Below are 12,557 nucleotides of genomic sequence, written 5' to 3'. Positions count from 1 at the left end.
GGAAAATGCGTCGCTGTTTCAGATTATGACCGGCGCAAACTCATCATGGCTTTTTTAATTGATTTTATTCTACATATTGATGCTCATATTGCTAATTTGGTGCAATCATTTGGTTTATGGACATATCTTATCTTATTTGCAGTCATTTTTATTGAAACTGGCGCAGTCATCATGCCCTTTTTGCCTGGGGATTCTTTGCTATTTGCTGCGGGTGCAATTGCTGCCACGCAGGCTGGACTCAATGCTGGATTGAATCATTGGGTGTTTATGTTTGTTTTCTTTTTTGCAGCCATTTTGGGCGACACATTGAATTTTTGGATTGGCCGAACAGGTGGTTATCAGCTGATTAGGCATCCATTAATTGGGCGCTTCATTAAAGAGGAGCATATTCGAGAAGCAGAGGGCTTTTTCGAGAAAAAGGGCGCGGTTGCCATCATTATTGCGCGTTACATGCCGATTGTGAGAACCTTTGTGCCGTTTGTGGCAGGTATTAGTCAGTTCCCGTATGGCCGATTTTTGAAAAACAGCGTGATTGCTGCGTTTACGTGGAGTTTGATTGCCACGGGGGCAGGGTACTTGTTTGGCAATATTCCGTTTGTTAAGGCGCATTTCTCTATCATTATTTTAGGCATTGCTCTGGTAACATTGTTGCCAACGATTATTGGCATTATTCGTTCAGCAATGATTTCACGTCGGCAAAAAAAATTATCTAAAAAATAATATTTATCATAAAACCACCTGATATACCAATATATCAGGTGGTTTTATGATAAATTCAATTAAGTAATGATTGCTCTCGTGTTACAATAGAAAGAAAATGAGATAGACCCATCGGGAATGCCGGTGGTATGAGATGAAAACATGAATAATATTGAAAAATTACAACAGTTAACCCAAATGACCCGTCAAGAAATTGCTGATGCACTTGATGTTGAAAGTGAAACCGTTTTAGCTTGGGAAAATGAAACCATCATGCCAACGGTCAGTGAACTAGAAGCGCTCAGTGGTATTTTTTCAGCACAATTGGATACCAAAGGTATCGAGACACAAAAACTAGCGCACCCTATTCACATTCGTTTATCTGTCGACTATTTGTTAAATCTTGGCATAACAATGTCAGATTGGATTACCTTAAAATGGGCATTTGAAGGTCAGTGGGGCTCCGATAAATTAGCAGTTGGTTTTTTTGATAACAATCAATTAACACGAATTGTCGAAACAGAGTCAGAATTTGTTGCCGCTTTTGCTGGCTATTTAATTTTACAAACTGATGGTGAGTTTGAACCCTATATTGATGAATTTAACGATGATAAAGAATATGATTGGCGCTTGATTCGCCATAGTGGTGAAACGTTTACAGACGTGACTCGTATGCTTGTCACGTCTGAATTGACGGAGATAAAGCATGGCTGAAAATTTAATTATAGCGACGGATGCTTATAAGTTGACCCACCATTTACAGTACCCTGATAATATTACTAAGTTATATTCTTATGGCGAAGCACGCGTAGGTGGTCAGTTTGATCGAGTAAGCTGGTTTGGTTTGGGGATGATTTTACATGATTATTTTCATATCAAAATTACTGATGATATGATAGACGAAGCTGAAAAGATGTCTTTACAAACATTTGGAACATCGGCTTACTTTAATCGTGCTGTCTGGGAAAAAGTTCGTGACTTGGGCTACTTTCCTGTCACTATCAAGGCATTACCTGAAGGCATGACTGTGCCAACGGGGAATGCGTTATTTACAATTGAAACGACAGCACCGTGGTTTGCCACAACGTTGAATGCTTTGGAAGCCCTTTTAATGCATGTCTGGTATCCAACGACAATTGCCACTAATTCTATGGTGATAAAAAAACGTTTGCGGCCATTGTTTGAGCAGTCTGGTTCAGTTGATGGTTTGTTTTTAGCGGTGAATGATTTTGGACTACGAGGTGCTACGAGTTTGGAATCTGGCAAACGCGGTGGCGCTGCGCACTTGTTACATTTTCAAGGATCCGATAATTTGGCGGCGTCGCAATACTTTGAGAATGTATATGGTATTGCGGGTCGGGCTTTGTCCGTTTGGGCGACCGAACATTCGGTTGCAACTGCTTATGGTGATGGACAAGGTGAATTTGATTACGTGAATGCGCAACTTGATCGTGCACCAGAAGATGCTGTTTTGTCGATCGTGATAGATTCTTATGATGCCATCAACTTTGTCAAAAATGTGATTGGATCTGATTCAATGAAGTCAAGAATCATGAAACGTTCAGGTAGAATAGTGTTGCGTCCTGATTCCGGTGATCCTGAACAGATTGATTTAGAGGTATTAAGTTGTTTGGCTGACATTTTTGGTACGGAAACAAACGATAAAGGCTATCGCGTGATTAAACATAATGTTGGTATCATTCAGGGCGACGGTATGAAAGCTGATACCATCGTATCACTTTATGAAAAGCTACTGGCAGAAGGGTGGTCAGCTGATAATTTGGTCGTTGGTTCTGGTGGTGGTTTGCTACAAGAAGGATTTACACGTGATACTGAACGCTTTGCTATTAAAGCCGCGTATGCCGAGAAATCCAACGGTGATCATCTCAACATTCAAAAAAAGCCTAAAACTGATGTCTCAAAGGCATCAAAATCAGGACGTTTGAAAGTCATTCAACGTGAGCAAAAGATCATCACTGTTTCTCAAAACGAACCTGGTGAAGATTTATTAAAGGTAGTCTACCATAATGGGATTGTGTCACCAATTAATGGTGCAGACATATTGGCTCGCGCCAACAATCATGAGTGAAAGGACTAATAACAAGTGGGATTAAACTATCATTTTAGTAAACAACCAAGTGAAGACGATATGTCAGTCAAAGTCACACGACTAGATGAAAAAGCCGCAGCACAAGCATGGCGTCAACGTGATAAACGTGATCATCAACCAATTAGTGAACCTGAAACAGGCATGGTTGGGCGTGACATTAAAGCATTAGGCACTGAATCAGCTATCGGAAAAGATGAAAGAAAAGCGCAAATGCAAGTTTTGTTTAATCAAGGGATGACTAGTTACATTGATTTAGCTTTTAAAATGAACTTAACAGAATCAACAATAAGACGCTATGGTAAAGAGCTTGGGCTAACATTTATTGATCAAGAATTTTAATCAATATGTTGTTCACAAAACAAGGTTATAAGTTAAGATTAAAGACAAGTAAATAATTACCTTGACATTTTCTAATTTTCAAGGGATAATAGTTAAAAATACTTATATATTTCACATAGAGGTTGCGATTGACATTGCGCCTGCCGGAGCTCTTGTAGGGGTTGATGGTAGGTTAGGGGACGTCGCCGAAATACGTTTTATCTACAAATGAAACGTGTTGGGCTAAGGGTTAAGAACCGTTAGACTGTCGCACACGTGCGATGAGCTATGGCAACTGTCAAAATTGGTAAATTAAAAAGCCGTTAGACTGTGACCGTGAGGCTCAGACTAATGGCTTTTTATTGTGAATAAGGGGAAAGCATGAGTTATCCAACGAATACGAATCAGCATTTAACAATTGAAGACGTCGACACTATTGAATTAGCGCAAAAGTATGGTACACCGCTGTATGTTTATGATGTAAGTCATATCAGACAGACAATCCGTGCTTTTAAGCAAGTATTTGAACAAGAAAAGATTCCATTTGTGATTAGTTATGCTGGAAAAGCATTTGCCACAAAAGCAATCTATCAAGTTGTTGCTCAGGAAGGCATTCATGCAGATGTGGTGTCTGGTGGTGAACTATATACAGCACTAGCTGCTGGCTTTCCAGCAGCGCATTTAAGTTTTAATGGTAATAATAAAAGTTATGACGAATTGACATTTGCTGTTAAAGAAGGTGTCGGAACCATCATTGTCGATAATTTTTTAGAACTAAAATTACTTTCTGAAATTACTGAAAAAAATGCCATTAAACAGGACATTCTGTTACGAATTTCGCCTGGCATTTCAGCACATACACACGAGTTTATCAGTACGGGTCAGCAAGATAGTAAATTTGGCTTTGATTTAATATCTGGGCAGGCGAAAGAGGCTTTTGACATCGCCATCAATGATGATCATTTAAACTTACGTGGTTTGCACGCACATATTGGTTCACAAATTTTTGATGTTACTGGTTTTGAACAAAACGCTGCGCTCCTTGCTGACACGGCTAATGCTTGGGGGTGGCAACCTGAAGTGATTAACGCCGGTGGTGGTTTTGGTATTAAATATACTGATGAGGATAAGCCGTTACCTGAAAGTGAATTTGCACAGGCTATTATTCGTGTATTGAAAGCAAAAGCTGCTGAATATGATTGGAAAATGCCAGAAATATGGATTGAACCTGGACGCTCAATTGTTGGACCAGCTGGGAAAACACTGTATACAATTGGCTCAAGAAAAGACATTCCTGATATTCGCCATTATTTGGCCGTTGATGGTGGTATGGGTGATAATATTCGACCGGCGTTATATCAAGCTAATTACACAGCAGTGTTAGCTAATCAACCGAATGCCCAAACTGAAGAAGTCGTTCGAGTTGCTGGTAAATATTGTGAATCTGGTGATGTATTAGTCTGGCAACAAGCTTTACCAGCCACAAAACTAGGGGATATCTTAGTGGTAAATGCAACGGGTGCTTATGGTTATGCCATGGCCTCGAATTATAATCGTAATCCCAGACCAGCAGTGGTATTTGTCGAAAACGGCCAACACCAATTGGTTGTAGAACGAGAAACATTTGAACATTTAGTGTCGTTAGACCGAGATTATACTTTAGGAGAATAGTAGAATGCCTGAAAATGAAGCACAACGTTTGATCAACTTTATTGCAAATGCACCCAAAAAAACACCTGTGAAAGTGACCTATAAAGGATCACTTGATGCTGAGGTGCCAGACCAAGTCAAACATTTTGGTAATGATATTTTTGGTCAATTAATTGGTGATTGGGCTGATGTTGCGCCATTGATTTCAAATTTGCCAGAAGATAGTGTTTTGATTGAAAATGATTCACGTAATTCAGCAGTACCGTTGCTGGACAAAAAGGCTATCAATGCTCGAATTGAGCCTGGCGCTATTATTCGTGATCAAGTTAGCATTGGTGATTCAGCTGTGATTATGCTTGGTGCCGTCATTAATATTGGTGCCGAGATTGGCGCGGGGACAATGATTGATATGGGAGCCGTCCTTGGTGGCCGTGCAATTGTTGGTAAAAATTCACATATCGGCGCTGGTGCCGTACTGGCGGGTGTGATTGAGCCAGCATCTGCCCAACCTGTGCGAGTTGGAGATAATGTTTTGGTTGGTGCAAATGCGGTTGTCATTGAAGGTGTGCAAGTTGGTGATGGTGCCGTTGTTGCTGCTGGTGCGATTGTCACCAAAGATGTACCGGCAAACACGGTGGTTGCTGGTGTACCTGCCAAAGTAATCAAAACAATCGATGAACAAACGCAACAAAAAACCGCTTTAATTGATGCACTAAGGAGTCTTTAATGACAGTTTCTGAAGCAGATATACAGACATTTCGGCGTGAATTACACCAAATACCAGAACTAGCTTTATCCGAATTTCAAACACATGATTATTTGCTCAAAAAAGTTCAGTCATGGCAGACTGATTTTATGACCATACGGGAGGTGCCAGAATTACCGACAGCTTTGTTAGTAAGATTTGAGGGTTCCCATCCTAAAAGAACAATTGGTTATCGATCAGATATTGATGCTTTGCCAATTACAGAAGACACACAGCTACCATTTTCCTCAATACATGATGGTCGCATGCATGCCTGCGGGCATGATGTTCACATGAGTTTGGCCTTAGCCATTACTAAATATTTTAGTGAACATCAGCCAGAAGATCATGTCATTATCTTTTTCCAACCAGCAGAAGAAGAAAAGAGTGGTGGAAAATTAGCCTATGACTTGAATTTATTTGAAGGTCAATGGCGACCAGATGAATTCTATGGTATTCATGATCAACCTGATTTGCCTGCTGGCACTTTGAGTACGTTAGCAGGCACTTTATTTGCTGGTACTGCTGAGTTAAAGGTTGATGTAATTGGCCAAGGCGGTCATGCAGCCTATCCTCACTTGGTTCATGATCCAATTTTAGGCGCTGCGGAGTTAATTACAACGTTACAAACAGTTGTTTCGCGTGGTGTTGATCCAATTGAAGGTGGCGTTGTCAGTATTGGCACAATTCAAGGCGGCTTCGCAAATAACGTTATTCCAGATCGTGTTCATTTGGAAGGTACAGTACGTAGCATGACATTATCTGGATTGAAAACGATGATGTCACGCATTCAAAAAATAGCGGATGGTATTGCTTTAGCCAACGATTTGACTATTGAAGTATCGCTAGAAAGTGGTAGTTATTTACCAGTGGAAAATGATCCAAAATTGGCTGAAAACTTGATTAATTACATGACGGAAGATGACAATATCAACTTTGAATTAGCCAAACCTGCTATGACGGGCGAGGATTTTGGGTATTTATTACAGCATATTCCTGGCGTGATGTTGTGCTTAGGCGTAAACGATTCCCATCCACTTCATAGCGCCAAGCTTAACATTGATGAAGCAGCACTGATGCCCGGATTTTTGGCCCTTAAATCCTTTTTAGTTTATCGCATGTCGCAAGGAGATTGAAAATGTACGAAAATATTCGTTTAATCACCGCAATTGTAACACCGTTTACAGCCGATGACAGTATTGATTATGACTCGTTGGATAGTTTGATAGAACATTTGTTGCAGCATGGTACGCAAGGTTTTGTTGTTGCAGGTACAACCGGCGAATCCCCTGCATTAACTCACGAAGAAAAGCTGGCTTTAACCACGCATATTGTCCAACAAGTTAGTGGCCGTGCTTTAGTAATTGCTAACGCTGGCTCTAATAATACTAAAGAGTCTGTTATGGCAGCGCGCGAATTAAGCGCTATTACAGGCGTTGATGGTATTTTAGCGGTTACACCTTACTACAATAAGCCCAGTCAGGCAGGGATGATCGCCCACTTTGAAGCCATCGCAGACGCCGCTAGCAAACCAGTCATGCTTTACAATATTCCAGGCCGTACCGTGGTTGGTTTGACACTAGATAGTGTTTTAAAGCTTGCAAAGCATCCGAACATCAACGCTATCAAAGAAACAACCTCGGTTGATTTAATTGCAGCTGAAGTTGCTGGTACGACTGATTTCTCAGTTTATACTGGTGAAGATGCGATGACCTTATCAGCTTACGTTGTGGGTGGAGCGGGTACTATTTCAGTTGCTTCACATTTATATGGTGATGAGATGACAGCGTTATTTAAAGCGATGGCTACAAATAATTGGCAAGAAGCCGGCAGGTTGCAACGGTATTTGACGCCAAGAATGAATGCATTGTTTGCTTACCCATCTCCAGCACCAGTTAAAACAAAACTGGCTGATCTTGGTTTGATTAGAAAAGATGTTCGATTGCCTATTTTAGCCTTGGCTGAAGCTGAAAAGGCACATCTGAATGATTTATTGGAGAATTCATGACAAAAATTATTTTAGCAGGTGGTTTCGGCAAATTAGGTGAGGCGATTCAAAATGGTCTCAAGGCCGATTATGAAATTGTTGGCATTTTAAGTGGTCATCAGCATGATAGTGACATACCAGTTTGGACATCTCTTGAAGACATTGATGTATCAGCAGATATCTGGCTTGATGTGAGCACACCAGCGACCGTATATGAGAACGCCCAGTACGCAATTGCTCATAATATGGCATTAGTCATTGGTGCGACAGGCTTAAGCGATGCGCAAGTCACTCACCTTAAAGCTTCAGCGACAAATGGTATTTTAATTGTCCCAAACTTTAGTTTGTCAGCTGTATTGTTAATGCAATTCTCAAAAACGGCAGCGCAATACTTTCCAGATGTGGAAATTGTTGAAGCACATAACCCCAAAAAAGTGGACTCACCATCAGGCACTGCAAAACAGACTGCACGAATGATTGCTAGTTCACGACAAAAAGCACCAGCACAAACAAGTGTTGGTGAAGCGCGTGGCGAAAGAGTTGACGATGTGCCTGTGCACGCGATGCGTTTACCAGGTTATATTGCGCAACAAACAGTTTACTTTGGCGGCATTGATGAGCAACTCACCTTGTCACAAAGCACAACTAGTCGTGCTGCGTTTGTGCCAGGTGTCATAATGTCATTAAATGCCGTTACAAAATTAGATCACCTCGTGATTGGACTTGACCAGTTATTAAACTAAAAAGTTACTTCAGTAATGAACTGAAGTAACTTTTTTTATTGATTATAAACACCTTCGGCGATGTCAGCTAAAGTATCGCGAGAAGGAACAAAGAAAAGTTGACCAGACAAAATATCTGAAAAAGTGAGTAAATAATCAGATTGGTCGACCATATTAGTTAGCATGCCCTTGGTAACTGACCAATAGCGTGAATACCCAATGAAATAAGTGCCAGTGTTGCCCGAAGCTGGATCTGAGAATGGTACATTCATGCGAACAATTTTTTGTTCTTCACCATTTTTTTCAAATTTTGACGCAACATTATGGGCATTTTTGAATTTGTCATCATCTTCTAATTCTAGATCGGTAAATTTTTCACGACCAATTGCTTTTTCTTGTGTTTCATTATTAAGTTGGCCCCAAAAGTCCATATTATGACGCCACTTTTGGGCAAAAGCATAAGATCCATTAGTAAAGTTTGGATCTTCATCTCCGATAAGCGCATAACCTGCAGCATCTTCAACAGCTGGCGCTTCCGTACCATCAATAAAACCAATGATTGCACGTCCTTCAAAATAGCGGAATCCCTTAGTTTCATCGACTACGTCAGTGATATTTTTTAGAAAACGCATAAATTGTGTTTGTGCCTCGTAGACAACAGCTTCATTGCTAGCGCGTATATGAAAAAACAAATCACCAGCGGAAGCAGGCATTTCGTATTCTGGGCCCTTAACGCCGCTGAATGTTTCTAATTCAGCAGGTTTAGGTTGATTTGGGAAAAGATATTTCCAAGCTGTTTCACTAAATCCAATGGCAACTTTCAAGCTTGATTCTGTTGCCAAATGAGAATCACGAATACGTAACGAGCGAATAATTGCCTGTGAGCGATCCGCAAATTCTTGAATTGCCGCTTGTGTTTTTGCGCGATCTATTCTCTTGAACTTGAGTACAGTGAATTGAACATGTTCACCAACATCTTTCCAAACATCTTGCGCTTTTAATGGATTAACTGTCATTTTTCCCTCCAATTATTAAACTAGTGCTATCATACGCCAATTAATTGTTTTAATCAATAATCATTCTAAATAACTCTTTTTGCTACTGTGTCTAAAATCACATAAAATTCATATTTATCATGTAAAATAAACGTAAATAGGTAATAATATTAGTTTTATGATGATTATTTAAGATGATGGCATTATTAATGTTATGATATCAAAAATTGATTAAGGGAGCAGTAATTATGGAAATTAGAATCATCGGCGCTAGTCACGCCGGCATAGCGTGTGCGTTACGCGCGAGGGAAGAAAATCCAGATAGTAACATTGTCATTTACGAAAAGCAAAAGAGCATTGGCTTTGTAGCGCAAAGTATACCGCTCTATTTAGCTGGCGATAGTAACTTTTTGAAATTATCAAGTTATACCACAATTGCTGAACTAGAAGCAAAACATATTACAGTTAAAACACAAACTGTGATTGATTCTGTTGATCTCAGTAACAAGACCATTCACTATGTTGACATGGTTTATGATGTAGAAAAAGAAGATCACTTTGATAAATTAGTCGTTGCCACTGGCTCGTATCCCAGTCTGTCATTGGTTCAAGATGGTTTTGTAGATAAACTGTATGTTATCAAAAAATTTGAAGACGCGGTTAAAATTAGACAATTAATGGCTGAAAGTCGGAGCTGCATTGTGATTGGTGGTGGTGCAATTGGCATTGAAATGGCTAAAATTTTGAGTGAATTAAAAATTGAAACCACAATTATTCATTCTTCTGATTTCATCTTAAACCGATATTTGGATAAAGAAATTGCGCTTGATATGCAAAATGCATTGGTAGAAAATGGCGTTAAAATTATCACAAATACTTTGATTACCAGCATTGATGAAGAGAATCTAAAGGACAGTAATCGTAAAATTAGCCATGTTAGAACAGCTGATGGTCAACATTTTGAGGCTGACGGTATTATTTATGCAACTGGTTTTAGACCCAATTCGTTTCTAGTAGCCGATCAAGTAGCACTGGGCGATCGTGGCGCGATTATTGTAGATGATTACATGCAAACGAGTCATCCAGATGTTTATGCTGTCGGTGATTGTGCGACAACCAAACTAACCAACGTAAAGGAACCAACTTATGTGCCACACGCGAGTGACGCCATTCGACAAGGAGATGTTGCGGGCGCTAATTTAGCAGGCAATACTGTCCAATTGAAATATTCTCAAGGCACATACAAACTGAATTTTGACCGTGACATATCGTTATGCATGTCTGGTTTGACACACGAAAAAGCGAAACAAGAAGGTTTTGATAGCGATGTTGTTACCATAAGAGATCAATATGTCAATGGTAATGCTTTCTTTGAAGCTTATTTGGTTTATGAAAAAGTGACCCACAAAATATTAGGTATACAGTGTAAAGGATCATCCTTTGAGGTTGGCGCGCAAGCAGAGATTATTTCCTTAGCTATCCAAAATAATTTAACGGTTGAAGACCTTCAATACAGTGATTTTTATTTCAAACATGGCTTCAATAATCCTAGAAGTTTTACGCAGATTCTTGCTGATGCGATTCGCCAAAAAGAAAAATCCGTCAAGTAATGTTGGCGATGGAAAGGAGTGCTGACAATGGTAACAGACCAGAAAATTAGCGAGTTAGACTACTGTTATGTGTCATGGGAACTTTTGCAAGAATTAGAAAAAAACGCCTTTTCCAGAAACGAGTGTATCAGAGCATTTAAAAAAGAGTCAAACGACAGACAATCTTTGATTACAAGTGTTGTGGCATTAATCTTACCAATGACTTTATTGGGAAGTATTGTTTTTTCTAATCACGCAGCAAGTTTAATGTATGGCAGCACGGGCACGACTGAAAATATTTGGACGCGCGTTGTTGGATTATTAATGTTATCGGCCTTTTTATTTTTAATCGTCTATATGTTGTCAAAAGAATTGTCAAAATATAAGGTGTTTTGGCCAATTAAAAAATTAATTAATCAAGATTTAGAGGCAAACTTACGTTTAGAAGTTGAGGCAATTGATCGAAAAGCTTCAAAAATTATCAACGATTCGATACTTAAGGACTCTAAGATTCCAGATAAATTTTTGTCATCTGAGTTTTTAATGGTCATTATCAAGTATATGGAAAGTGGACAAGCATCATTTATTAAAGAAGCGGTATATGCTTTACAACTTGATCTCAACAATACAGGCTATTATGCCAAAAGAGACGCTTCTACAATTGGAAAAGAAGTATTTATTAGATCCTAATAAGAATTTGACAAAAAAAATTGAATTGGCTGAAAAAAATGACTGACAAACATATACAATCAAATACTAAGCAATTTAGTCAAGAAAATATTTTTATTGAAACTGATGATAAAGCATCAAAGTCGCAAAATGTGAAAAATTTTGTACAAGACGATTTTTTCGACAAGGGCAACTGGGGACTTAAATTTCGACAACTCGGCATCAATTTTGTTTTTGCTATTGTCCTTGTGTTACCAGTTTTGATATTGTTTAATTCATTAAAAAACGGTAAATTGTGGCAGTCATTGTATCATTGGCAATATCAAGATGGGTTTGATCTTACTAAATTCCTACAAGCTTCAATCTTGATTGCGATTGTCGTTGTGCTTGTATGTAGTTTGGCATTTTTGGTACGAAATAATTATCGTGAACAAAAAATATACCCGAATCAAATCACGTATGATGACGATAAACTTCAGGCGCGAAAGGCAGTCATGGATAAGCTTTACACGAGTAGATATGGTGATAAAAATTTCCGTGAATCAACGAAATATTATGCTGTTAATGAAGAACAAAATATTGATGATCACCTAATTAGTGACTTATTTAAGGAAAGTGGGGTAGAAATTAAATGAAGCAAATTCTGGCAGTTTTTGTGCAAATTTTGACCTTATATCCGATTATTGGCGCTATTGCTTGGACTATTGGTGGCATTTTTTATCGCACAGTGTACGTTGGTAAAATTTTGGATCGTGATTTCAAAAAAATTCGAGTCGAAAAAGAGCCAATGATTACAATCATGATTCCTTGCCATAACGAAGAAATGGTCATTGAAGATACGATTGATTATTTAATGAACGATTTAGAATATCACAATTATGAGGTGCTGGTTTGTGATGATGGCTCAACTGATACAACGCCGGAAATTTTGTCTAGACTAAGTGCTAAGTATCAGAAGTTACGCGTTTTACGTGTCAATAAGAATAAGGGTAAGGCACTGAAGTGAACCCCAATAGTTGGACAAAATAAAATTAATTAACTAACAGACTCAGTGGTGAGTTGTCGATATTGAA

13 protein-coding genes, 1 pseudogene and 1 riboswitch are annotated in these 12,557 nt (G+C 39.0%); of the genes and pseudogenes, 13 read left to right on the top strand and 1 reads right to left on the bottom strand.

Annotated elements, in window-relative coordinates:
* Positions 1-45 precede the first annotated feature (45 nt).
* From IEU71_RS06210 to dapB, 9 genes are all read left to right on the top strand, one after another.
* Entirely contained in the window at positions 46-720 is a 675-nt protein-coding gene (locus IEU71_RS06210; protein ID WP_004915304.1) for a VTT domain-containing protein, read from the top strand.
* A 141-nt stretch (positions 721-861) separates the two neighbouring features.
* Positions 862-1,413: a helix-turn-helix domain-containing protein gene (locus IEU71_RS06205; protein WP_004915302.1), complete on the top strand. Its 552-nt coding sequence runs from the start codon at positions 862-864 to the stop codon at positions 1,411-1,413.
* Positions 1,406-2,788 carry a nicotinate phosphoribosyltransferase gene (locus IEU71_RS06200; protein ID WP_004915300.1) on the top strand — a complete coding sequence of 461 codons (1,383 nt, stop codon included), beginning with the start codon at positions 1,406-1,408 and terminating at the stop codon, positions 2,786-2,788. Before IEU71_RS06205 ends, IEU71_RS06200 begins: the two co-directional genes overlap by 8 nt.
* Positions 2,789-2,848: 60 nt before the next feature.
* Positions 2,849-3,148, top strand: a complete 300-nt coding sequence (locus tag IEU71_RS06195; protein ID WP_051000486.1) for a hypothetical protein — start codon at positions 2,849-2,851, stop codon at positions 3,146-3,148.
* A gap of 108 nt (positions 3,149-3,256) precedes the next feature.
* Positions 3,257-3,424: riboswitch (Lysine riboswitch) on the top strand.
* An 84-nt stretch (positions 3,425-3,508) separates the two neighbouring features.
* Positions 3,509-4,798, top strand: a complete 1,290-nt coding sequence (lysA, locus tag IEU71_RS06190) for a diaminopimelate decarboxylase (protein ID WP_004915294.1) — start codon at positions 3,509-3,511, stop codon at positions 4,796-4,798.
* Positions 4,799-4,802: 4 nt separating this feature from the next.
* Positions 4,803-5,504, top strand: a complete 702-nt coding sequence (gene dapD, locus IEU71_RS06185; protein ID WP_004915293.1) for a 2,3,4,5-tetrahydropyridine-2,6-dicarboxylate N-acetyltransferase — start codon at positions 4,803-4,805, stop codon at positions 5,502-5,504.
* A complete protein-coding gene (locus tag IEU71_RS06180) occupies positions 5,504-6,658 on the top strand; it encodes an N-acetyldiaminopimelate deacetylase (protein WP_004915292.1) in 1,155 nt (384 codons plus the stop codon). The genes dapD and IEU71_RS06180 overlap by 1 nt, the downstream gene beginning before the upstream one ends.
* A 2-nt stretch (positions 6,659-6,660) precedes the next feature.
* Complete coding sequence (gene dapA, locus IEU71_RS06175; RefSeq protein WP_004915290.1) at positions 6,661-7,530, top strand: 4-hydroxy-tetrahydrodipicolinate synthase; 870 nt, start codon at positions 6,661-6,663, stop codon at positions 7,528-7,530.
* Positions 7,527-8,252: a 4-hydroxy-tetrahydrodipicolinate reductase gene (gene dapB / locus IEU71_RS06170; protein ID WP_004915289.1), complete on the top strand. Its 726-nt coding sequence runs from the start codon at positions 7,527-7,529 to the stop codon at positions 8,250-8,252. The genes dapA and dapB overlap by 4 nt, the downstream gene beginning before the upstream one ends.
* A 35-nt stretch (positions 8,253-8,287) precedes the next feature.
* On the opposite strand, the gene IEU71_RS06165 is transcribed toward dapB, so the two are convergent.
* Complete coding sequence (locus IEU71_RS06165) at positions 8,288-9,247, bottom strand: Dyp-type peroxidase (RefSeq protein WP_004915286.1); 960 nt, start codon at positions 9,245-9,247, stop codon at positions 8,288-8,290.
* Between the two features lie 227 nt (positions 9,248-9,474).
* Here IEU71_RS06165 and IEU71_RS06160 point away from each other — a divergent pair, with 227 nt between their 5' ends.
* The 4 genes and pseudogenes from IEU71_RS06160 to IEU71_RS06145 form a co-directional block, all read left to right on the top strand.
* A complete protein-coding gene (locus IEU71_RS06160) occupies positions 9,475-10,836 on the top strand; it encodes an FAD-dependent oxidoreductase (protein ID WP_004915284.1) in 1,362 nt (453 codons plus the stop codon).
* A gap of 27 nt (positions 10,837-10,863) precedes the next feature.
* Entirely contained in the window at positions 10,864-11,505 is a 642-nt protein-coding gene (locus IEU71_RS06155; protein WP_004915282.1) for a hypothetical protein, read from the top strand.
* Between the two features lie 38 nt (positions 11,506-11,543).
* Positions 11,544-12,119, top strand: a complete 576-nt coding sequence (locus IEU71_RS06150) for a hypothetical protein (RefSeq protein WP_004915281.1) — start codon at positions 11,544-11,546, stop codon at positions 12,117-12,119.
* Positions 12,116-12,481 (top strand): annotated as a pseudogene (locus tag IEU71_RS06145) (glycosyltransferase family 2 protein); the annotation flags it as partial. The gene IEU71_RS06150 and the pseudogene IEU71_RS06145, both read left to right, overlap by 4 nt.
* Between the last annotated feature and the right edge of the window lie 76 nt (positions 12,482-12,557).

It is taken from the genome of Leuconostoc falkenbergense (genome assembly GCF_014634805.1).
Classification (GTDB): Bacteria; Bacillota; Bacilli; order Lactobacillales; family Lactobacillaceae; genus Leuconostoc; species Leuconostoc falkenbergense.
This window is presented reverse-complemented; position numbering and strand designations above follow the sequence as displayed.

What these genes read in the sequence shown, in the direction of transcription:
- IEU71_RS06160 (WP_004915284.1), top strand. Translation starts at nt 9,475, where the DNA reads ATGGAAATTAGAATCATCGGCGCTAGTCACGCCGGCATAGCGTGTGCG.
- dapD (WP_004915293.1), top strand. Translation starts at nt 4,803, where the DNA reads ATGCCTGAAAATGAAGCACAACGTTTGATCAACTTTATTGCAAATGCA.
- dapB (WP_004915289.1), top strand. Translation starts at nt 7,527, where the DNA reads ATGACAAAAATTATTTTAGCAGGTGGTTTCGGCAAATTAGGTGAGGCG.
- IEU71_RS06180 (WP_004915292.1), top strand. Translation starts at nt 5,504, where the DNA reads ATGACAGTTTCTGAAGCAGATATACAGACATTTCGGCGTGAATTACAC.
- IEU71_RS06155 (WP_004915282.1), top strand. Translation starts at nt 10,864, where the DNA reads ATGGTAACAGACCAGAAAATTAGCGAGTTAGACTACTGTTATGTGTCA.
- dapA (WP_004915290.1), top strand. Translation starts at nt 6,661, where the DNA reads ATGTACGAAAATATTCGTTTAATCACCGCAATTGTAACACCGTTTACA.
- IEU71_RS06200 (WP_004915300.1), top strand. Translation starts at nt 1,406, where the DNA reads ATGGCTGAAAATTTAATTATAGCGACGGATGCTTATAAGTTGACCCAC.
- IEU71_RS06210 (WP_004915304.1), top strand. Translation starts at nt 46, where the DNA reads ATGGCTTTTTTAATTGATTTTATTCTACATATTGATGCTCATATTGCT.
- IEU71_RS06205 (WP_004915302.1), top strand. Translation starts at nt 862, where the DNA reads ATGAATAATATTGAAAAATTACAACAGTTAACCCAAATGACCCGTCAA.
- IEU71_RS06195 (WP_051000486.1), top strand. Translation starts at nt 2,849, where the DNA reads ATGTCAGTCAAAGTCACACGACTAGATGAAAAAGCCGCAGCACAAGCA.
- lysA (WP_004915294.1), top strand. Translation starts at nt 3,509, where the DNA reads ATGAGTTATCCAACGAATACGAATCAGCATTTAACAATTGAAGACGTC.
- IEU71_RS06165 (WP_004915286.1), bottom strand. Translation starts at nt 9,247, where the DNA reads ATGACAGTTAATCCATTAAAAGCGCAAGATGTTTGGAAAGATGTTGGT.
- IEU71_RS06150 (WP_004915281.1), top strand. Translation starts at nt 11,544, where the DNA reads ATGACTGACAAACATATACAATCAAATACTAAGCAATTTAGTCAAGAA.